The sequence below is a fragment of the Oceanicoccus sagamiensis genome (assembly GCF_002117105.1).
Classification (GTDB): domain Bacteria; phylum Pseudomonadota; class Gammaproteobacteria; order Pseudomonadales; family Dasaniaceae; genus Oceanicoccus; species Oceanicoccus sagamiensis.
The window spans coordinates 3045681-3069608 of the sequence record NZ_CP019343.1 but is presented as its reverse complement, the minus strand read 5'-3'; the positions used below and the strand labels follow the sequence as shown (position 1 = coordinate 3069608).

At 49.1% G+C, this 23928-nt stretch carries 12 protein-coding genes and 1 pseudogene; 4 read left to right on the top strand and 9 right to left on the bottom strand.

The window, feature by feature from the left end; translation table 11 throughout:
* Positions 1-51: 51 nt before the first annotated feature.
* The 7 genes from BST96_RS14095 to BST96_RS14065 form a co-directional block, all read right to left on the bottom strand.
* The gene (locus tag BST96_RS14095; RefSeq protein ID WP_169714002.1) at positions 52-1005 is read right to left on the bottom strand and encodes a MerR family transcriptional regulator; all 954 of its coding nucleotides are present in this window, start codon (positions 1003-1005) and stop codon (positions 52-54) included.
* A gap of 78 nt (positions 1006-1083) precedes the next feature.
* Positions 1084-1671 carry a hypothetical protein gene (locus BST96_RS14090; protein WP_085759320.1) on the bottom strand — a complete coding sequence of 196 codons (588 nt, stop codon included), beginning with the start codon at positions 1669-1671 and terminating at the stop codon, positions 1084-1086.
* The gene (locus BST96_RS14085; RefSeq protein WP_085759319.1) at positions 1671-2270 is read right to left on the bottom strand and encodes an OmpA family protein; all 600 of its coding nucleotides are present in this window, start codon (positions 2268-2270) and stop codon (positions 1671-1673) included. The genes BST96_RS14090 and BST96_RS14085 overlap by 1 nt, the downstream gene beginning before the upstream one ends.
* Entirely contained in the window at positions 2267-3607 is a 1341-nt protein-coding gene (locus tag BST96_RS14080) for a TolC family outer membrane protein (protein WP_085759318.1), read from the bottom strand. The genes BST96_RS14085 and BST96_RS14080 overlap by 4 nt, the downstream gene beginning before the upstream one ends.
* 52 nt (positions 3608-3659) lie before the next feature.
* The gene (locus BST96_RS14075) at positions 3660-4979 is read right to left on the bottom strand and encodes an HlyD family type I secretion periplasmic adaptor subunit (RefSeq protein ID WP_085759317.1); all 1320 of its coding nucleotides are present in this window, start codon (positions 4977-4979) and stop codon (positions 3660-3662) included.
* Entirely contained in the window at positions 4972-7143 is a 2172-nt protein-coding gene (locus tag BST96_RS14070; RefSeq protein WP_085759316.1) for a type I secretion system permease/ATPase, read from the bottom strand. Before BST96_RS14070 ends, BST96_RS14075 begins: the two co-directional genes overlap by 8 nt.
* Positions 7144-7162: 19 nt before the next feature.
* Positions 7163-17446, bottom strand: coding sequence for a type I secretion C-terminal target domain-containing protein (locus BST96_RS14065; RefSeq protein ID WP_085759315.1), 10284 nt, complete (start codon positions 17444-17446; stop codon positions 7163-7165).
* 322 nt (positions 17447-17768) lie between these two features.
* Here BST96_RS14065 and BST96_RS14060 point away from each other — a divergent pair, with 322 nt between their 5' ends.
* Complete coding sequence (locus tag BST96_RS14060; protein WP_085759314.1) at positions 17769-18947, top strand: multidrug effflux MFS transporter; 1179 nt, start codon at positions 17769-17771, stop codon at positions 18945-18947.
* Positions 18948-18955: 8 nt separating this feature from the next.
* On the opposite strand, the gene BST96_RS14055 is transcribed toward BST96_RS14060, so the two are convergent.
* Positions 18956-19579, bottom strand: a complete 624-nt coding sequence (locus BST96_RS14055; protein WP_085759313.1) for a 3'-5' exonuclease — start codon at positions 19577-19579, stop codon at positions 18956-18958.
* Between the two features lie 57 nt (positions 19580-19636).
* Here BST96_RS14055 and BST96_RS14050 point away from each other — a divergent pair, with 57 nt between their 5' ends.
* Entirely contained in the window at positions 19637-20149 is a 513-nt protein-coding gene (locus BST96_RS14050) for a GreA/GreB family elongation factor (protein WP_085759312.1), read from the top strand.
* Between the two features lie 44 nt (positions 20150-20193).
* Positions 20194-21380: pseudogene (locus BST96_RS14045) on the top strand (acyl-CoA dehydrogenase).
* On the opposite strand, the gene BST96_RS14040 reads toward BST96_RS14045, so the two are convergent.
* Positions 21336-22748 (bottom strand): sigma-70 family RNA polymerase sigma factor, encoded by a 1413-nt coding sequence (locus BST96_RS14040; protein WP_085759311.1) that lies wholly within the window; start codon positions 22746-22748, stop codon positions 21336-21338. The pseudogene BST96_RS14045 and the gene BST96_RS14040 overlap by 45 nt on opposite strands.
* A gap of 271 nt (positions 22749-23019) precedes the next feature.
* On the opposite strand from BST96_RS14040, the gene BST96_RS14035 reads away from it, so the two are divergent.
* On the top strand, positions 23020-23907 hold the full coding sequence (locus BST96_RS14035; protein WP_085759310.1) for an MBL fold metallo-hydrolase: 888 nt from the start codon (positions 23020-23022) through the stop codon (positions 23905-23907).
* Positions 23908-23928: the final 21 nt, after the last annotated feature.

The window sequence follows — 23928 nt, the reverse complement described above, 5'->3', positions numbered from 1 at the left end:
GGTAGTTTTGATTAGATGTGGTGTTTTCAGTTCTGTCTAACTAGTGTCTAACTAGTGTTCGTCAATCGCTGCCAATAGTGCTTGTTCGAGTAAACCACGGGCTTGCGCCGTGTAGGCATAAATACAGGCATGCACTGAAGCTTGCTTCCAGTTTTCTGCGCCGCACTGCTGACTATATTGCTCAAAAGCATTGAGTGAGCGAATGAGTTCCGATAGATGCGAGGGACATTGGCAAGTAATAGCACTATTTATACCGGCAGCTTCGGTTAACGCCTGATCAGAAAAATAGTGAGGAATAGACGCCGGTAAGGGTAAATTAAATTCACGGCTACTATCGAATAAACCGGAGATATAGGTCTGCTCTTTTTGGGCTCTGGCGGTTAAGCGATCAATCAGCTCCAGATTAATGGGGGAATCAATACAAGCAATCCCCTCTCTGCCTAATTGTTCTTTAATAGCATCACTTAGCGCCGGGTGGTGTAAAAAAATACTGCACCCTTGTTGTTTATAGTGCTTGAGTTTCACCAGGGTTTGTTGATTGACGGTATCGGCTTGCAGTATAACTATTTTTGCTGCGAATGGTTCAGTGAATGTATTGATCCACTGCTCAGCCGAAACCGAGGGAAACTCAATAGACAGACGCGGGTATCGATTGCGGTGTTTTTTAAACAAGGCACTAAAAGCTCTACCGATAACAACAGTATCAAAAGGCTGGTTTAACTCAGTATCTTCATTGGCCGACTGCGTGGCCATAAGGCTTAAGGTCTTTTGCGGCAAGGCTGCAATATCCTTGATCCGCATACCCTGATCAAGCAATTGTTTAATCAACGATAAGTGGTCCAGGTCTACCTTGCTATATTCCCGCTGTCCTCCTGCCGTTCGACTGGAGGGGCCAAGGCCATGACGGCGCTCCCACATTCTTAAACAATGGGCTGAAATGCCGGTGAGCCTGGAGACTACACCAATACTGTAGGAGGCTTGCTGAAGGTTTTGCTGACTACTCACTGCGATATGCCTAAGCTTGCGTTTTAATGGGCTCTCTTAGTTAATTTACGCAGGGCTAATTCAGTCAGATCACCCTTATCAGCGATAGCCACCTTGATAAGCGGCAGCTTCCAAACCCAGTGCTACTCTGGCACGCTGCCGCAGTGGCTCAGGCAACGATAATAAACCCCGGTCAGCCAATTGCTGCTGGGCCTGATCACTAAAAAGCCAAGCCAACTGTTGCCGAATCAAGCTAACACCTTGCTCCTGCTGTGACTCTGGCAAAGCCGCCAACTGCTGAGTGGGGTTGGTTAAATGATAGAGGTACCAGGGATTTTTAATCAGCTGTTCGCCGCGGCTATAAACGTCCTGTGAGTTTTGATTATCTGGCAGCGGCGCAGTAAAAATACTGACCGCCGGGCGCTCACCATGGCGAGCCTGAAAACGCCCCATCACATCATCGCTCAGTTTTTGTTGGGAAATAGCCAAAGCGGCACGGCCATCCAATAAAGGGTCGGCAATATCTTCAACAACCACCCACTCCACATTGGGAAAATTGACCAGTTGATTAGCTAACTGTGCATCCACGGCAATGCGAATAGCCGGTATGCTGGTGACTTGTTTTTCCTCCTGACTGCTACAGGCTGCCAGTAACGAGACTATAAATACCAGAGCTAAATATCTCATTATTTTGCTCCCTGTGTTTGTTGCTCGGCGCCATAAATGGACCATGAGCGATCAGTAATACGCTTACCCGGATGATGCAAGACAGCCTTGGTACGGCGCTGCCTGCTGTGAATTTCTTTTTCAACCACGCTATCTCTGTCGGAATAGATATGTGGGTTAATGCGCTCATCACTAACACCGTTTAACTTAAGGTTGGCTTCGATCGCTGCCACCCGGCGCTGAGCCAAGGCCTGATTATATTCGCGACTACCCTCAGGGCTGGTATCGCCTATAAGCTCCACGGTGACATCGGGATACTGTTCTAACACGCCCACTAAATGGTCAATCACCGACTGCTGATCGGCGCGAAGTTCTGAACTGTCAAAATCAAAATCGATGGTAAAAATTTCTTTTTCGGTACCGCGATGCCATTGCGAGCAACCCTCGTTATCAATCACCGCCCCTGGCGGTGTTGCGGCGCAATGATCGCGCTGGTTAATCACCCCATCGCGATCCGTATCACGGATATCATCATAGCTGGGGCGTTGCACTTCGCGGTCAGGAATATCCACACAGGCGCTGACTAGTAGAGCGATAACACTGAATAGAAAGTACTTCATTTCAATACCTCCTCATCGATGGGTGTATCTGACCACTCGGGGTCTTCAGCCTGCCACTGATTGGGGTAATCAACCCGCATAGAATAAATCAGTGAACCTGCGGCATTATTTAAACGGTAGCTGGCCAGCTTATGGTCATACTTGGCATTAATATAATTTCTGCGCGCTAAAAATAATTCCACCTGAGAGTCGAGCACATCTAATAAAGTACGGCGACCCAAACGAAACTGCTGCACATAGCCTTGATACGCGGCGGTAGAGGCATCTACATTATCTTGATAGATAGACACTTGCTGAGCCAGAAAGCGACGGGCATTCCAGGCTAGCCGGGTGCCCTGCTCTATATCGAGATAGCTGCGTTTATAAATAGCCATCGCTTCGTTATAGCGCCAACCGGAGGCGCGGGCGCGGTTTTTATCGCGGCCGCCATTATAAAGATCGTATTCCATTTTTAACATCAGGCGGGCGTCTTCATCCGGTCCTTCAAAGCCGCCAATATCTTCATTATCGTTAGCCGCTAACTCCAGCGAAAACTTGGGATAAAAACGGTGCTGAGAAACCCGGCGCTCTTCCTGCGCCGCTGCCATATCCGCCCGCGCCACCATCAATTCAGGGTGATTTTCCCGTGCTTGCTTTAAGGCCATATCTAAACTGTCCACCGTTAGATTGGCATCTTCAACCGGGTCGATCAGGTCAACCGGTTCCACCCCCACCTGACGAATATATTCAGCCCGCAAATCATAGAGATTATTATCGGCCGCCATCATCGATGCGCGGGCACTGGCCAAACGCGCACTGACCTGGGCCAAATCCGACTGGCTGGATAAACCTTTGCTCACCCGCTGGCGAATATCTTCCAGCGCTTCGATATGGTCCTGAACATTTTTCTTCGCCAATTTGACGGTTTCTTCCGCCTTTAATAAATTCAGGTAGATACGGCAAATTTCCAGCGCGGTATTTTCTGCACGGCTCATCAGGGTATAGCGTTCGGAGTTGGCTTCTTCACCCAGACGCCCTACTTCCGCCTGCGCCCGAAAACCATCAAATAATAATTGCGAAACCGTGATACCCACTTCCTGGCGATCCAGTTCCTCATCGATTTTCTGGCCACTGCTATAGTCAGTTTCCTCACGACCGTAGCCTGCGGTTAAACGCACCTGGGGTAAATAATCACCCCGTGCACTTTCCTGCAAGCTCAAGGTGGATTGATAACGCGCATATTGCTGTTGTACTTCAGGGCTATTATCAATCCCGCTGGCGACTGCCTGCTCCAAAGTAGCAGCCTGGGCTGATGTAGATAATATGGCCGCTGTAGCCAATATCACTAGTCGGTGCATTGTTCCTCCAGATGTCTCCGTTATATAACGAAGCTATTTATTATGCTTTCTATTATGGCTCACGCATGGCATTAGCGCGCGCTCTTAACAAAGGTTTTAACCAATAGTTTAATACGGTCTTTTGCCCAGTTAATACATCGACGCTGGCCTGCATGCCGGGAATCATGGGCATGGCCTGTAATGCCTGTTGCTGAGTTTGAATATGCGCCTCGTAATAGGTCACACCTTCCTGATCTTGTTGAGCATCGGCACTAACATAGACCACCTCCCCTTTAACCCCCCCATAGATCACAAAATCATAGGCGGTGAGTTTGACGGTAGCCGGCAAGCCTTTATGCACAAAGGCAATATCCTGTGGTGCAATACGAGTCTCTACCAACAATTGGTCATCCAGCGGCACCACTTCCATCATGGCTTCACCGGGTTTAATCACACCGCCCACTGAGCGAGTAACCATATTTTTGACATTGCCGCGCACCGGTGAGATTAATTGAGTACGGCTTAGCTGGTCTTTTAGTTGTGTGCTGCGCTCAAATAATTGCGCTAGCTGATTGTCAGTATCCACCAATTCTACCTGTGCCTTGCTGCGAAAATCCCGCGCGGTATTACGGTATTCCGCCACCGCCTGGTCACGGGCCGCGATCAATCGCTGTTCACTAATACGGGAGGCAGCCAACTCACCTTTAAGGCTGGAAAGTTCTCTTTGTAATTTTAATAATTCCACCTTGGCAACAGCGCCGCTGGCCACCACGTCACGGGTTAACTCAACTTCTTCCGTTACCAGCTCAAGATTATGGGCCAGCGTTCGGGTATCACCGCGTACTTCATCCAGTGCCTGCACCTGCTGTTCGATATTTTGCCGGGACTGTTCTAACTGCGCCTGTAATTGTTCAATACGTTCACGGTAGCTGGCACTGGCATTGGCTAAAATAACCGGGCTGACTGATTGATCAACTAAGGGCTGTTCAATAATGCGTATACGTTGACGCCAGTCGGTGGCCTCCTTATCAATCACAATACTGGCAAGCTCTGCGATTAGGCGCAGGCGTCTGGCATTTAATGATGAATTTTGTTGCTGTGCCTCTTGATAGGCAGAACGAAAACGGGTGTCATCCAGTTTTGCCAAAGGGTCACCAGCCTCAACCAATTGCCCCTCACTAACAAATAGCTGTTTTAAAATACCGCCTTCAAGGCTTTGAATTTTTTGTACCGCCTGAGCAGGCACCACTTTACCTTCCCCCACGACGACTTCGTCCAGTTTGGCAAAAAATGCCCATAGCAAGGTAAATAATAGCAAGGCAGATACCAACCAAACGATGCTGCGGGCGCGGTAAGCCTGCTGCATTTGCTGCCAATATAAACGGCTACTCATGCTGCCCTCCCTTATCGGGACGGGGAGCAATTTTTACGGATTGCACGCGGCGAGTGCGGGGCTTGGGTGCCGCCTGCCGAGTTAATATCTGAGCGGTTGGGCCATCGTCAATAATGCGCCCCCCTTCAAGCACAATCAGGCGGTCGCAAAGCTGTAATAGCGCCGGGCGATGGCTGGCGATAATCATGCCGGTTGAAGCGGGCTGCTGCCTAAGGCCAGCCAGCACCTGTTGTTCCAACGCTGTATCCATAGCGCTGGTCGGCTCATCCAGTAATAATAAAGCGGGTTGCCGCACTAAGGCACGGGCTAAAGCCACTGCCTGACGCTGACCACCAGAGAGAGCCATGCCTAATTCACCGACCGGTGTTTCCAAACCATTTTCTAAACGATCAACAAAGCGATTGATGCCTGAGGCTTCAATGGCGTGGCTCAGTTGCTGGGTATTTAAGGTCGATAAACCAAAACTGATATTGTCGAGGATGCTGCCAAACATTAATAAGGGCTGCTGCCCTACCCAACCGCATTGATCACGCAAGGCACTTACCGGCCACTGACTGGCTTCAATACCGGAGTATTCAATGCGCCCCGAGCCCGGCCGCAACTGATGAGCTAACAACGCCATTAAGGTCGATTTACCCGCACCAGCCGGGCCGATAATACCAACCCGCTCACCGGCGTTGATGGCCAGGTTAATATCATCCAATACCGCCAGTTCTTTTTCCGGATAATGAAAACACACATGGCTTAGCTTGATAGCGCCATCAAATTGCTTGGTCTCGGTGGCTTGCTGAGGGTGTTGCTCCTGCGGTGTTTGCATCACGGTTTCTAAACCGGCAATGGCACTGCGGGTTTGTTCGTAACGCATTAATAAAATAGAGAGTTGATTAATCGCACTGGCCGCGCGCCCCGACAACATCACAATCGCAATTAGGCCGCCCATGGATAACAGACCTTCGCTAATGCGATAGACCCCCGTTAGAATTAAGCCTACCGTCACCAGGTGCTGAACATTCATCACCGTATAGGAAAGGGTATTGCTGTATTCACGGCTTTGGTTTTGCCAATCGGATAAGGCCGCTACGGTTTGCTCCCAACGGCGCTGGGATTGACCTTCCGCATTATTCTGCTTGGTATCGGCTAATAGCTGTACCTGCTCGATTAATATCGCCTGACGCTGGGTTGAAAGTCGGCCACTTTCTTCGATGGTTTCTTTGATTTTTTCTTTCAGGTAAAAGGACAAAGCTATCAATACCACAACCGCCGCAATCGGTATTAGCACCATCGGCCCGCCCAACCAAAAGATCAGCAATAAAAACAGTAAACTAAAGGGAAGATCAATCGCGGTATTTAATGTTGCCGAGGTTAAAAACTCACGCACGCTATCAAACTCCTGCACCTGCTTGGCAAAGGCACCCGCGGAAGCCGGGCGACTCTCCAGCGTCATACCCAGCACTTTGGCATACAGCATGGAAGAAATTTTGACATCAATTTCTCGCCCGGCTAAATCGGTTAAGCGAGAACGGGCTTTGCGTAATAGCCAATCAAACACAATCGCGACAGCCACTGCTGCTGATAATACCCATAGGGTATGGAAGGCCTGATTAGGCACTACCCGGTCATACACATTCATGGTAAATAGCGGGACGATTAACGCCAGGATATTAATCACTAATGAGGCTAGTAATAAATCCCGGTACCAGGGTTTAACTTCCACGATGGCTTGCAGCAACCAATGCCGCGGCGATGAGGCCGCCAGTAATTCTGCCCGTGCATCAGTGACCCGCTGTGGTGCCAGCCACCAAAGTTCAGCGCCCTGTAATTGCTGTTCCAGTTGTGTGCGTGGCAGGGTTTTTTCTGCCATATTATCGGCAGCTAATAAGATGGTGGCGGTATCGGCGGTTAAACCGGTAATCAGCAAAGGCTGGCCCTGCTGATTGCTGGCTAATAACGGCAGTACGGCGCTATTGGCTTCAGCCAAAGGGCGGCGACTAATATCAAAACCCGCCTGGCTAGCAGCCCGAGTAAAGGTATTGGCACATAACTGCCCACCCTCTAAGGGCAGGCCAGCCAGCAACTGTTGCGGGTGTCGCCGCAACTGGTAATGCTCACAAAGCCAAACCAGACTCTCCAGCCATGGGTCGTTGTCGGTTAGCACTTTATCCATCCAGTGTTATCACTCCGTTTTATTGCGTAATTAAGGTTGTATCGTTAATTAACTTTTGCAGAAAAACATCCTCACTGACCACCGAACCACCCACACCAAAGAGGTCGTTTTTGTCGACATTCTCCAGGGTGATTTCCTGGTTTCTAAACAGTGCGCCATCAACCCGAAGAGTAAATACCGTGCTGCCAGAACTATCATCCACATCGATCACCGCATCGGCATCAGCACCGGTAATAATATTCATCCCCGTCAATAAACCGGCCAGGTTAAGTGTATCGCCTTCCATATTATCGTAACTGCCACTGCCGCGATTAAAGTCATGCACCGTATCGCGGTTTACAAATAACAAGCTACCCTCATCGCCATCACTCCAGGTAAAGGTATCTGCCTGCGTACCACCTCGGTAGCTGTCATCCCCCACGGTGCCAATAAGCGTGTTAGCACCTGCGGCTTGTATTTTAACCTGCATAGATTGCTCGACACTTTCAATGGTGGTGTCGCCCAGTGTGGCGATGGTTTTAAGCACCAAATTAAAGTCGCCCACAGGATCAGTGCCTGAAGGGTTATCGGTGATTAATTCCAGATCGCTAATATCGGCTTCGTCCACTAACCAAACAGAGCCCTGACGCGCTCCGTGATTAAAGGAGAAATCACTGGGCAGACCATCAATTTGCAATTGGTTAATTTCTCCATCAGCGGGGTTGATGGTGGCAATAGTCAGCCCCATCGGAATATTAATACCATTGCTGCTAATAAGGCCGTCGAAGTCACGTTCCAGTTTAGCGGGGTCCGGTTCCGGCTCAATGGTAATCGCCATCGTATAAGAGTTGGCCACCGAGGTATCCGTGACGACACTACCCAATACCGTATTGGTATCGACACTACTGATATCGACTTGTAAATTTAATAAGCCCCAGGCCTGCTCGCCGGTCAGCAATGAAAAGTCTGCCAAGCTTGCCACCGTCGTGACGACCTTAGCGGTAAACGTGCCATCACCATTATCTTTAAATCGCCCCCGTGTTCCATCGGCGATAATCCGATCGAGTTTTACCAGCGCACTATTATCGGAGCTGTCTAATGCAGTCACCGAGACTTCGATCACTTCGTTATTATTCACCGACTCCAATACTTCAGCCCCTAAAGCAATCGTTAAGGGGCTGCCTTCCAGCGTACTCTCGGTAGCCACGGTATTGGTTAGCTGCACGCCATCGGCAATGGGGTCCACCGCTACAGTAAAGGACGCTGTGGTCGTCACAAAATCTGTGGTGCCCTTTTCATTGCTAATGGCCACTAATTGCAATGCAATATCACCGGAAAAATCCTGCGGCGGTAATAACGTTATGTCGTCCAACTGTGACTGTTCTACTGACCAGCTATAGGTTGCTACGCCATTTAAATCACCGCCCACCACTGTGCCACCATCGGTACCATTATTGGGTAATTGCACACCGTTGGCATACAGCACTGCCCCTTGCGGCACGCCGGTAATTTGCAGGCTTAGGGTTTCGGAACCGTCCTGGTCAATCAAGTCGGCACTGAGGCCGGACAAGTCAATCTGGCTATCTTCATCGCCGCGAATAAACTCCGGCACCGAAAGACTGGCGCGATCGGTAATTGGGGCAATATCAAACGTCAGGCTGGCGCTTTTTGTGGTGGTATCGATATTAGACACCACACTGTTGCCGGTGGTGGTATCGAGTATTTCAAAATCGATATCTATGGTGAACTCACCGTCCTTATGTTGGGGCGGGCGATAATAAATATCATCAACTCGACTGGGGTCCGATAAGGTATAGCTATCGCCGCCGTTAAAGGTCAGTAAATTAAAGGGATCGAATAATACACCGCCCTGTAGATTTGAATAGGTAATCGTTTGCAGGGTTTCTACCCCGCGATCACCGTCGGTATCACTATCGCCTAATAAAGCTTCGGCATTAAAGGCCAGGCTAACCAGACGATCTTCACGGCCGTCGATAATATCGCTGGTATTGCTCAGTTCATCGACCACCGGCTCAATATTAAAGGTAAAGGTTTGCACATCGACAATGGTGTCACCACTGGGGTCGGTGGCAATCACATCAAAGGGGATATCAAAGTCGCCGGCAAAATCTTCTTGCAAGCCGATCAAACGTAGATTTTGCAGCGCGGGTTCTTCAAAGATATAGGCCACAATGGAGGTACCATCATTGCCATAGAGAATGCGCATACCATCACCGGCCAGGCCAGCGCCAAACGGAATATCGCCAGCATCGACCCTAAAGCTAATATTGTCCATAAAAGCAGGGTCAGCACTATCACTATCACTGACGACGCCGTTACCCGGCAAGCCATCATTGATATGTTCTGCCATGGTGGCATTGCTATTTTCCTGGCCATCGACAATATCAATCACAATATTATCCGGCGTATGGGCAATCGAAGTGCGGCCGGAACCTGCCGTAAATTCAACCAGTAGCTGGGCAAAGATCATATCGGCATCATCACCGCCGCCATCCAGTACCCGCGCTTCAACACCGATAATAACTGGGCCAGCGGTAGCACTTAATGCGGTGATGCTGACCCCGGCCAAAATATCCAGCGCCTGTTCTTTTACGCCATTGGAGGTGGCGGGAGCTGGCAGCAGCCAATTACCCTGGCCATCGTGAACGGCACCGGGGAAGTTAACTGCCCAGCCATTGGCCGCTGGCATTTTTAGCAGGATATAGTCCAGGGTTTCCGAGCCATCCAGATCTTCTTCAAAAAAGTTTACCTGCCCGGTCAGGTCCAAATCTTCACCGTTAGAGGTCAACACACCGCCGGCTGTTTCCAATCGAGTATCATCGGCGGTGCTTGGCTGGTTTTGTTCAACCTGGGCTCTAACATCAATCACTAAACTACCGCTAAAGCTTTGCTCTACAATAGCACTGGCACCGCCATTGCTATCGGCAACCCGGTAACTAAAGTCAATGCTAAAATTGCCGTGCTGATCTTCCGGCGCTTGATAGGCAAGACGGCCACTGCTTAACAGGCCCGGCAAATCGCCACCCGCCACCGTGCTTAAATCCAGACCAGAAACCGGCACAGTTAAGACAGTGCCATCGAGGTATAAGGTGCCTTGAAAGCCGGGTACCAACGTTAATTCTTCTAAGGTTTCACTGCTATCAATATCACCGAGTGCTGGCAGCAGGTTGATGGCGCGAATCTTATCTTCAACACCACTGGCCTCCAGCAGCTGATTGCCCGCGGTATCAATAACCGGGGCCACCACAAACTGAACGGTTAAATCAAAGGCAGCGCTATCGCCATCGGGTTCGGTATTAATTTGTTCTAAAGCCAATGCAATAGTACCGCTATAATCCTGCGGCGGTTGGATATAGAGGTCAGCCATTTGCGCCAGCGTGACGGTATACACCGGATTGCTGCTATTACTGGCATCAAACACCGGTAAAAACACCTCATCCCCTGCACCATTGGTTAATACAGCCCCTTCCGGGATACCGGATAAATGCAGGCTTATATCTTCTGAGCCATCATCGTCTTGTGTGCTAATGGCAAAGTCCAGCGCGATACGGCTATCTTCAGCAAACGTGGTGGTAGCGCTAATAATGCCGCTGCCCGGATTGTAGCTCCAACTGCCATTGGGGCCAGGGTCAATAGCCGGGGCATCGGCAACCCCGGTTAATTTAACGGTAAAGGTTTTTACCGGGCTAAATGATTCATCCAGCGATGGTGTAACGCCATCCTCGGTATTTTCTATCGCTACGGACCGCACTGAAATCGTCGGCACTTCAGTAACTTTGCTAAGGTCTTCTTTCGGCTGCATAAAGATGGTGCCGCCAGTTTCGATATCCTCGGCACTGGCGCGGTACACACCCCCACCCAGATCTATTACATTAGGGCCGGTAACCGACCACCCCGTGGGCAAACTCAGTTCATACCAGAGTGATTCAGAGCCATCCAAATCGCTTAGACTGCCACTTAGCACGGTATCCAAATCAATCGCCACATCTTCTGTGCCGCGAATATCGCGAACCGTCAAAGTGGGTGTATCGGCAACCCCCGCGACTTCAACCGTAAAGGTTTGCTCGGCGGTGGCGGTATCGCCATTTTCCGATTCGGTGCTGATAGCCTGAACCACAAAATTAAATTCGCCGGACACATTGGGGTCCGTAGCCACGGTAATGCTGGCAAATTCTGCCGGGCCAATCAGGTCACCGGCTTTGTATACCGTGTCACCGCTACTTATTGTCAGGTCAAAATCAATGCTAATAAATTTATACGTTAGTTGCTCAGAACTATCGGTATCAACCAGACTGGCCTCAGGAGGTAAAACAACATTGTCCGCACTATCTTCATCGATGGTCACCGTATAATTACCTCCGGCATCCCATACCGGTGTATCAGCGACGGACTCGACTTTAATATTAAAATTACTATTCACTTCGTTAGTGCCAAACAATTCAGTGATGGTCATCATCACTTTCAGTTTGACACTGGCCGTTTGATTGGAGCTATTGAGCGCCGGGGTAAAGATTAAATCACCATCCGGTTCTACTTCACCGGGGATACCCGAACCGGTTGGCCGCAGAGCATCGAGATAATAATAGCTGGCATCTTCCGTTAAGCTATTGCCGCCGGTCAGCGTTAGTGTGCCCCCTTGCAGGGAGGCTTTCTCAAACCGGAATTGGGTAACGGCTTCACTATTATCAATATCACCGGGATTACCTTTAACGCTTAATACCAGCGCAGTATCTTCCAGCGTATTTTTGGGTTTTACGGAGATCGAGCCGTCGGCATCGGCCACGCTAAAATCAAACTGGATATCGGTAATACGGTCTCCATCCAGGTCGATCATATCGAACACAAAATTATCCGGGTAAGCCAGACCGACCAGATTAAAGACATCATTGGCCTGAATACTGTAACTGCCATCCCGAGCCAGTGTCAGTGTGCCATAGTCGTTACCCAGTTCCGTTAAGCTAATCACTATCGGGTCGGCAACTACCGCCCCCATACCGTCATCATCAAAGCGGTAACTGTCACCGTTATAACGCACTTCTTCAATTTCACCGCCATCAGCGCCAAAGCTACCTGTCGTCAGAACATTGTCATCACTCAAAACATTGCCAGTGACTTCCTGCCCTTCGCTGATCGTCAGTTTTTGAGCGGCATCATAAACCGGTGCGGTTAGCCAATCATCAGTAATATCGACTTGCAGGCTAACGGTGTTAGAGCTATCACCATCGGCATCGTCCAGCGAGACGGAAAAATCCAACGCCTTAATATTCTGGTCAGCATCAACACCGCTGGGTGCGGGGTGCTTGATCGCATCAAATAATTCAAAGCGGGTTTCACCACTAAACTCAATGGTTAACTGAAACACGGTATCTGCGCCCGCTTTACCCACCCAGTTATTGGTATCTAACTGACTTAAACTAATCGCCCGATCATCACTGGTGGTTAAGCCTGCGGTATTCAGTGCCACGTTGATTACATTAAAAGGGTCACTGCCCTGCAAGCCAAAAATCGTAACGGTATCGCTATCTGAGCTGTTTAACAGTAGCGCCTCATCAACCGCAAGGGAGGCAGGTGTTTCAATAAAGGGCAGCCCGCCATCCACCATTTCAAGGCTTAATTGCGCGGTGGAAAAGCTGCCATCGGAATCAATCAGCTGCAAAGGCACTATAATTTCTGCAACGTCGGTCACGGCAATGGTATGGTCGATACTGCCAAACATTTGCAGGGTAACGGGAATATCCTGGCTATCGCCCGGCTCAACCGCCAGGCTATCAGGTGTGGTTACGGTAAATATAATACCGCCATTATTTAACACTGCATCCAGCGTACCGTCACCATTATCACGCCAAAAGATCGGGGCATTATTACTACTGAGATTATTACCGCTGCTATCCTGAACCCGCTCGCCATCGGCAATATCAAAAGCTATCGCTACCAGTTGATCCTGAGCTGCGGTAATGCTGACAATATCTTCATCGATATCCCGGGGGGATATAGTCGTTAGTCTGGGCAACTCAGATACGGCCAAGGTGATATTATTGGTCACTGGGCTGCTACGGTCTGCAACCGTAATATCCAGTGTGGCATCGCTGCGATCACCTTCCGAATCACTGATGCTCACTTTAAACGGCAGCGCCAGTACCGCATCATCACTGCCGTTTATATTGGGCTGATCCAATGCCTGCGACAGGGTCACGGTATAGTTGAGGCTGCTATCGTTATTATCCACCGCCAAATTATCCAGCACGACGCGCACAACTTCGTTGCCGGGCAGTGTATTTAACACATAGCCCACCAAGGTGTAGTCATCTTCTAACACATAGATTAAGGTCTCGCCGTTACTGGTCAGCTCTGGCTGCTCTGTAATATCACTAAACACCACATCGGCAATAATATCCGAGCCAATATCGATATTAAGCACACCGGTGTCGGTGGTTTGTGGCCCCGGAGCAAGGTCGGCTTCAAACAGCTCTGCCGCAGTCTGTACCGTCAACTGTGGGTCACTACCATCGAACAGTGTGAGTGAGGCTGAGGCCGGCGCAATGGCAGTACCATCGTTATCATTGGCCGTAAAAATAAATTGTAATTCTAAAACATCACCGTCACTGTCTTTATGGTCCAGTGAAGCGGACCAAACAATCGTGGCAATGGCATCAAGATCTTGATTATTGGCATCCAATACAGCCGACAGATTAAGCACAAAGATAGTGCCACTGCCGGTGCTGGCGGTTAAGGTTTTATTGCTATTGGACAGTACATAACTCAGCAACAGACCGTCACTACTTAAACCCAGATTATCCAGCAGGTTGATGGTTTCATCCTTAAAGGCAAAGCTGGTGATATCCATATTGTCGGAGCCTGCCAGGATGACAAAATTATCTACCTTGGGGGTACCCAGGTCAGTATAATCCTGCTCTGCCGTCACCACGTCTTCAGGCCCAACCGTACCTGCTGCACCGTCGCTAATATCAATCACCACATGGGCCGCATCAATATCCCGGTCGGCATCTCGGGCAATATAGTCAAATTCAAAACTGGGGTCTGTGCCCGTATGGTCCTGATTGCGGTTAGCGCTAAAGCTCCATTGACCCTCACTATCGATAAGCAAAGTACCTTTAACCAGATCGACTAATTCTGCCGGGGTATCGAAGGTCACCGGATAAATAGTCCCATTCCAATCCACCGCCACCAGGGTCAGGGGACCTTCACCGAGATTATCGTTGTCAAAGACATTGCCGGTCAGTACGGTATCTTCAACAACACGATAATTATCATCGACTAAAAACTCACTGGCATTATCGCGAACGACCAAAAACAAGGGGGACTCAACCAATTCAGGGTCGGGGTCTGCGGCCACATCATTTTGTAGGGCCTTAATTAAAATCTTACTGACCAATATATCCTTGCCGACATCCTGCTCGATAGATTCTCGTAAGGTGATAGTAGCTATCTGGCTAGCGTTATCGATGCTGGCGTCTAACACCACGGCATTATCATCGCGGATAAGCTGTAGCATCAGGCCATCACTGCTTAGCTCAACTCTAACTCCCTGCCCCTGAGAGCGCAGCCCAGCCAGCGCCGTCTGCCGACTGGCATCACTAAAGCTAAAGGGGGAAGGGTTCAGTGCAGGGTCACCGCCGATCTCAATCTTTAATCGACTCTCACCGGTATCCACCAGGCTGCCGACAGATAGCGCCCCTTCGGATAAGATAAGCAGCTCAGGAAATGACAGCGAAGGCGTATCATCGGTTGCCGTATTACCCGCCAGATCAGTAACCGAAGCTACCACTGTCCAGGGCTGCGTAACGTCCAGACCCACCGGGCTGATAAGAGCTGTTTGCCAATTACCACTGGCGTCGGCCTCTGCGGTAGTCACAAAGCTGTTAATACCATCGCTGATGGTTAGAGAAATTTCCTGCCCCTGTTCGGCATCACTGCTACCCGCATAACGAGTCAGTAGGCCGCCTCTAATATTGGTCACTGATAAACCATTCACACCGGTGTCAATATCCAGGTTAACGACCGTATCCTTAGCGGCACTGTTATTCGCCGTGGCAGGGTTGCCAGCAATATCTTCGGTGCTAACAGCAACGTTTAGGCTGCCGTCATCAAAGCCGCTGAGATCATAACTGGCAGGGCTTTCATTAGCGCTACTAAAACTGCCATCGGCTTGCACGGTGGCCGTAAAATGAATATCTGCTGCGCCGCTACCGGAAACCGTGACCGAGACAAGCTGACCGGCTTCAATATCAGTAGTCGTTCCACTAATGGTGACAGCGATAATTTCTGTAGCGGATAATGCGCCATCACCATCAAAGGCAACAGTGACAGCGGCTACGGTATCTTTATGAATAATCGCTGTACCAAGGTCTATATTGCCGGCAATATCACTGCCCAGTGCATCCACTTGCAAATCGCCATCGGCCAGCCTGCTGAGATCCATGGGGCCATCGACCACCCAGCGGCCATCCACCTGCACGGTGGCACTGAACACTTCAGCGGCACCCTGGCTATCGGTAATGGTGATACGCAGGGTTTGATTGGGTTCTATATCTTGCGTAGTGCCTTCCAGCAAAATACCGTCTGCGATTTCTACCGCGTTGAACAATTGATCCTGATCGCCATCCACATTGTCAAAGGCAATATCATCGACCACCGCGAGAGGGTCATAGGCAATACTCGCGGTAGCCGTAGCGGGATTACCGGCAGCATCAGTAGCACTTAAGGTTAAAAATAATAGCGAGCCCGTCGCTGAAGTCAGGTTGATATTATTGGCTATCCAGAGGCCATCCAAACCAATTTGGCCTACGGCGTCAATTGAAGCACCACCACTATCGCCCACATTAATAAAAACCGGCTGACCGTTTTCAATATCCACCGAGCTACCTTGCAAGGTAGCCGCCATGGCCTCTAACGCATTAAGCACTGCATCGTTATTGGGGTCGACAAATTCTGCGCTAATTTCTGCGGTCTGATCAATACCTCGGGCAATGGCTGCATTGGCCATATCACCAGCAAAGTTGGTGACTGCAACGCTAATGGCTAAAGCGCCATCCACCAGAGAGGAGGTATCAACACCATCAATACTCCACTGATGATTGCTGGATAAGGTGGTGGCGGTAATAACAGTACCCTGGCTATCACTAATACTTAGGGTAACGGTTTGGCCATCATCCACATTAAACAGTTCACCAAAATAGCGCTGGTCAACCGATTCAAACTGATTATAAATATCGTCGTCAAACTGGCCGTCTTTATCAATATTCAGCAGGCTAATGGTAGGGCTTAGGGATAATTCAAGATCAAATGCTATCTGCGCGGGGTTGCCCGCCAGATCAATGGTATCTGCGCGAACCAGTAATATGCCTTCTGTTAATTGGCTTAAGTCTTCAACAACTTGCCAGCTACCGTCAGCCTGCAACAGGGTTTCAAAACTGAGGCTGCTACCTGCCACATCAGTGACTTGCACGGTTACCGCAGCACCGGCCTGAACCTGTTCAAATTGACCGCTGATATTTACCGCGGGGGCTTCAAAGATATCGATCAGATTGTCGGCACCGGCCTCAGCGTTAATATCAACACCCTCCGCCAAGGTATCTTTAATACTCTCGGCACTGGCCGTCACAAAGTTACCGTAAAAATCTCGCACCGTAGCGGTTACGGTAAAGGGCCCCTCTGCCACTGCACTCAGGTCCTGGTCGGGTAATAGCCAGCCATCGGCCAGTACAGTGGTTTCCAGATTAAAGACACGCCCTTCACTATCAACCAATACCAGCTCTACAATATCGTCGTCATCGATATCGACCGTTGTACCAAAGAAACCTACCGCATCATTTTCAAACCGGTTGACATAATTATCTTCAAGATTGTCATCATCATTAATCTGTATAGTAATCGCGGCTTTATCACTGAGGATGGCAGGACCACCCGCCTCAATAGGACTGTCAGGCACAGACACCGGTGCCGCGCCAAAGGTTTGAAAGCCTGACTGCGCTAACACTTCCTCGCCATCTCGACTGATACTGCCAAAGATACCCGCGGCAACACTGCCGCCCGCTGAATTGTTGGTGCTACTTGGGGTGGAACTATTGAGAGAGGAACCGGAAGATTGGGCGCCGGTTAATAGTGTTTCGGGGTTATCGTCAGTGCCGGGCTCAGCCGTATTATCCTCAGTACCTTCCGTGGGCATAGTCACCACTTCAACACCTTCTGGTACGGTTTCACCGACGGCGAGTAGTTGCAAACGGCCATCTTCAAATAGCTTCCAGATTTGGCCAGCTATTTCGATATAAAGAATTTGCTGCATTAGGGCTCCTGATAAAAAGGGTTGGACGACGTTCTCCCCTAACCCCTATACGCACTAATACAACGTATGGCCCTGCCACTTTATAGAGACAGAGCAATAAAACCAGGCTGTATAATTATCCGGGGTTTTGCTTAACACCCTTTTTTGCCACCTTACACCGGCTACCTAAGCGTTGCAACGCTGTTAAGCCTTTGAATAATTACCTTTTTTTATCGCTATCATTGATTCAGGGGCAGGCTTATTGGCCTTTTAAAAGGTAAACTGGTTTAATAACTCGCTTAGCCCAGCCTTGGCCTAACGACTCACCTTGTAGCCCTTATCCATGCCCGCAACCGCAACCTCGTTAAACCCGCCCAAATTGTTAGCCCTATGGCTGGCCTTACTGGTAGCACTGGCGCCCTTTGCGCTGGATTGTTACCTGCCCGCTATACCCACGATTGCCAAGGCTTTTGGTGAGCCGGTGGCCTATGTGCAAAGCAGCTTAAGCACCTATTTACTGGGCTTTGTTATTGGCCAATTTATTGCCGGGCCCATTGCCGACCAACGCGGGAGAAAAATAGTCGCTGCGCTTGGCCTTATGCTCTTTGCTGTAGCGTCTCTGGCGATTACCCAAAGTACTAACGCCATGGAACTGGGCGCATGGCGTTTTGTGCAGGCGCTGGGCGGTGGTGCTGTTGCCGTAGTGCCTGCTGCGATTATTCGCGATCACTACGATGGCGTTAAAGCGGCCAAGGTTTTTGCGCTGGTGGCTTTAATCACCATGGCAGCACCGTTGGTAGCGCCGCTGATTGGCGCCAGTTTATTAAGTGCCTTTCACTGGAGTGCGATTTTTATTTTCCTTGCTGCTTATGCGCTCATCGTTTGCCTGATTTTTTCCCTCAATGTGCCCGAAACCCAAACTGAACATAAGCAAGCATTGCAATGGGGGCAGGCTCTCCGCGGTTATAAAAAAGTACTCAGCCATATTGAGGGTCGGCGCTTTATTTTTTTACAGGCGGGTTCTTTCTCGTTGATGCTGACTTTTATTACCGGCTCGCCCTTTGTCTATATGAGTTATTTTGAGGTCAGCCCCGAACTCTATTCGATATTATTTGGCTGTAATATTGTGGTGATGATTGCCGCCAATCGCTGCAATGCGTTTATGCTAAATCATATGCAGCCTTTTACGATTCTTAAGTGGGGGGCGGCAATACAGTTTGTTGCGGTTATCGGCTTGGTATTATTAGCACTGAGCAGCTCATCACTGTGGCTAATGGTGCCATTAAACGCTATTGCGGTGGGTATGATGGGCTTGGTGGGTTCTAACTCGACCATGGGGGCACTTAGCCACTTTAAACCCATTGCGGGTACGGCGACGGCCTTAATGGGTATTTTAAACTATGGTGCAGGCGGCTTTGCCGGCTTGTTATTAAGTGCGGTAAAACCTGAAACCGCCCTGCCCATGGCAGTGGTGATGTGTTGCTGTAGTGCGGTAGCTTTTTATTATTCCAGAAAGGTTTGAAAAGTTGATCAGGCACTTTCGCCCTGACGCAGCAACCATTGATGAATGGATTTTTTAGGGGTTTTATTGAGTTTTTGCAACAGTGAAAAGGGAATATCACTCAGGCCATATTGCTGCTCTATCGCTTCCAGTATTTTTAGCCATACCTTTACGGTCATTTCAGAATCATACAGCGCCCGGTGAAAGTCACCACTGGAGGGGATATTGGTGTAGTTAACCAGGGTGCCCAATTTATGGTTGGGGGCCTGTTGGAAAACCCGGCGGGCAGCTAGTAAAGAGCAACTAAACTGGCCATTGTAAGAACGTGAAATCCTGCTTAACTCTGCATCCAGAAAACGCTGATCAAAGGAGGCATTGTGGGCCACCAGATTATAGTCCTGAATAAAATCTGCAAAGCGGTCCATCACCTCTGCGCAGGAATCTGCCTCAGCCAACATCGTATTGCTGATACCGGTGTAGTCCTCAATAAAGGCGGTGACGCTGCGCCCCGGATTCATCAGGGCCTGGAAGCGATCAACCACCTCGCCTCTTTCCAGCTTTACCGCGCCTATCTCAATAGCACGGTCGCCATTATCCGGGGATAAACCGGTGGTCTCAAAATCTAACACTACAATCGTATCGGCTTGCGCCATATTACTATCTCGCTAATTAGTCAAAGCTGTAAAGCTATAGCGTATCGAGTATGATTCTTGATTGAATTAACCCAAACACTGATTAAGCCTTTTATGCATTATCTGGTTCGCGCCATTATAGAACAGCTGGAACAGGAACTCTCTACTGCAGCCAATGCCAGCCAGCAGGCCCATGCCAGCGCCACCCATAGCGAGAATATTGCCGATAATAAATACGATACTCTGGCGGTAGAAGCCGCCTACCTTGCCCATGGGCAATCGATGCGTATTGCCGAGCTACAGCAGGCTATTGCTCTTTACCAACAATTTAAACGGCCGCAGTTTAGCGCGCAGTCCAGCATTCAACTGGGCGCACTGGTGTGCATTGAGGATGACCAGGGACAGCAGCGACACTTACTGCTTGGCCCAGCCGCCGGAGGTTTAAGCCTCAATCGTAACGGGGACATTATTTCGCTGATTACCCCCGCCACTCCCCTGGGCCAAGCTTTAATGGGCCAAACCCTTGATGACGAAGTGCTATTGCAGTTAAACCAGCAACAACAACGCTTCACTATTGTCAGTATCGAGTAAGGCTTTATACTGACCGCACAACTCTCTCGCTATTGGAAGCCTCCATGTCGACAACACCGTCTAACGCCCCGTTCAATTGGCAAGACCCCTTCTTAATGGATGATTTATTGACCGAAGAAGAACGTATGGTGCGGGATACCGCTAAACACTATAGCCAAGAAAAATTACTGCCCCGTGTGCGCGATGCTTTTCGCCATGAAGGCACAGACCGTGAAATCTTCCGGGAGATGGGTAAGTTGGGTTTACTCGGCGCAGCACTGGAAGGTTATGGCTGCCCCGGGGTTAGCTATATTGCCTATGGCCTTATTGCCCGTGAAGTAGAACGAATTGACTCCGGTTACCGCTCCATGCTGAGTGTGCAAAGCTCATTAGTGATGCACCCGATTTATCATTACGGTAGTGAAGCGCAAAAAGAAAAGTATTTACCCAAACTGGCTAGCGGTGAGTGGGTAGGCTGTTTTGGTTTAACCGAACCTGACCATGGCTCCGACCCTGGCAATATGATGACCCGAGCCAAAAAAGTTGAAGGTGGCTATCGCCTTAACGGCACAAAAATGTGGATTACCAACTCACCGATTGCCGACGTATTTGTGGTTTGGGGAAAAACCGAAGACGGTATTATCCGTGGCTTTATTCTCGATAAAGGTATGGCTGGTTTATCAGCCCCAAAATTGAAGGCAAGCTGGCCTTGCGCACATCTATTACCGGCGAAATAGTGATGGAGGACGTGTTTGTACCCGATGAAAATTGGCTCCCCAATGTGCAAGGTTTAAAGGGGCCTTTTGGTTGCCTGAATAGCGCGCGGCTGGGTATTTCCTGGGGCGCACTGGGAGCTGCTGAAGCTTGCTGGTATGCGGCCCGGGACTACACCTTGGAGCGCACCCAATTTGACCGGCCACTGGCGGCCAATCAATTAATTCAAAAAAAGCTGGCGATTATGCAAACGGATATTACGCTGGGGCTATTGGGCAGCTGGCGCGCAACCCAGCTAAAAGATCAGGGCCAGTTAGGGATTGAAACCGTGTCATTGTTGAAACGCAATAACTGCCAAAAGGCCTTAGAGATAGCCAGAGAAGCCAGAGATATGCATGGCGGCAATGGTATTTCTGACGAATATCCGGTGATGCGCCATATGGTCAATCTGGAAGTCGTCAATACCTATGAAGGCACTGCCGATGTCCATGCATTAATTCTGGGTAGAGCGCAAACTGGCATTCAGGCTTTCTTTTAAATCCCCACGCTGGGTTTCGACCAGAGTTCTTAACTCCGCCAGTATTTTTTTCTCAATTTGCCGGACTCGCTCCCGGCTTAAGCCCACATTGCTGCTGATAATTTCCAGTGATTGACTGGGCACCCCCTTTAAGCCAAAGCGATGAATTAAAATAAAAGCTTCCCGGTCGGTTAAGGTTGTTAATAATTGATCAACCACGGTCTTAAGCTGATATTCCCACACATCTTGCATAACCTCCTGATTCTCATCCGCAATCACCCCGGATAAAGTCATACCCTGCTCTCGGTCTAATAAAGGCTGATCAATCGATAAGGAAAAATTATTTAATGCCAGCAACGTTTTTACCCGAGACTCAGATAAATCAGAGCGGGCTGCCACCGTCACGGGATTAACCAGCACCCCCTGGCTTTGTAAATCCGTTGCCGTGCGACGCAAGACAGTTAAATCAGCTATAGCCGATGTGGGTAAGCGCATAAAACCTTTATGCCGCACCGGCGCCAAACGTGCCTTAGCATCGATCCAGTTATAGGCGTAGGTCGAAAAACGATAACCGGACTGGTGGCGATATTTTTCTATTGCTCGAACCAGGCCAAACACCCCCTCCTGAAAAATATCCGGTATTTCATTGGCAGAGTGACTATGTTTTTTGGCCACATGATAGACTAGCCGTAAATTATGATGCACCAAATAGTTTCTGCATTGATAGTACTGTTTGACCAACACTAATAAACGCTCTCTAAGCTCCGTATCTTCTGACTGGATAGCGCCGACCCCGTCAATCACGGCCAGGTAACTGGAAAACGCTTTTAAATACGCTGAGCACTGCCCAGCTTGATCAATTGCAAAGGGTAGCTGGGCAATGGCAAGAATTAACGGGTGGGGCCAATCGATATGTTCAAACTCAGTTGCCAATAAATCATCAACCCTATCCGGCTTAACACTGTTGAGACGACGGGCCTGCTCCGCAATAATGTCTGCGTTACCGAAAACATCGCCAAGGTGTTTGATATCGGTCATCAATAAACGGTGATCAATGGTTGGCAAACCTTGGTCCAACGGTGTTTTACCTGAGGCAATGGACAGCAGATAGGCAGACAACAACTGACGACTGGGTGGATCATGAAATAACACCCATACTAACTGCTGCACGACATCACCAAGCCGAGAAAAATATTTTTTTTCGTCACTTTCGCTAAGCTGGGTGGAGGACTTAAGGCTTTTATGGATAAGCGCCAAACCATCGCCGGGTTTATCTTTGTCATCATTAAACAGCAATGACGCCGGAGGGGCCTCTTCTTCTTTAACAGGCCGAAAATGCTCCGGTATACCCACCGTCGGTGTTAGTAAGTCATCAATATCAATCCACATAAATCACCTATAGGTCGCTTTAGCTATTTAGTGTATTGATACCCCAGTTCGTTGCAGCGAAGATAGCTATTTCACCGTCTAAACTTCGACATTAGCTCGTCAAAAATTAGCAAACTATTTTTACTATTGATTAGAGCTATTTATTAATGCCCTTTATTAAAGCTATTGATCGAAGAGGGGAAAAACAAGACATTAAGAAAGAAAGGTTAATTCAGGTTAAAGTGTATTATAGTACGCAGCAATAAATAATAACGACAGCAAGGTATTTGTTATGACTCTATCTACTCGCGCTTTAGCGCTCTTGTTAGTAATTATATCACCACTGTGCTTTGCCCAGAAACTGACCTCCAAACAAGTTAGCGATGGGATTTATATGATTCAGGGTATTGGTGGCAATATTGCCGTCTCAACCGGCTCACAACCTTTTGTAATTGATGATCAACTTCCTTTTTCATCCAAGAAAGTGATTGCCAAAATTCAGGAATTAACCGACCAGCCCATTCGCTTTGTGCTTAACACCCATTTTCACGCCGACCATACCGGTGGCAATCCAGCCATGAAAGAACTGGGAGCTCTTATTGTTTCCCATAATAATGCCCGCACCCGGATGACCAAAGAAAGTATCAGCGCTCTGTTTGGTAAAAAGAACCCACCCGCCGACCCCAGTGCCTGGCCGGTAGTGACCTTTGCCGAAGAAATGCATTTTTATATTAATGAGCAGGATATTCATATCAAACACCTGCAACATGCCCATACCGATGGCGATGTCATTATTCATTTCCCCAAGGCTAATGTCATTCATGCCGGTGATGTATTTTTACAAGGGGCTTATCCCATTGTCGATTACCATGCCGGTGGCTCCCTGGCTGGCGTGATCGCGGCCAACGAAGCCTTGATTGCGCTGGCTAATACCCAGACCAAAATTATTCCCGGCCATGGTAATTTATCCACTATCGATGAAGTCAAAGCTTTTAAAGCCCTATGCCTGACCATTCAGGAACGGGTAAACAAAGCCATTGCCAGCGGCAAGGAACTCGAACAACTATTGGCGGAAAAGCCACTGGACGACCTGGAAGCACAATGGGGTAGTAAATTTATGCCCGGCAAAAAAGCGTTTAAAATGATATACACTGGCGAAAAAGCCTTATTGGCCCAATAGAGTGATAAGAGAGAATTAGAC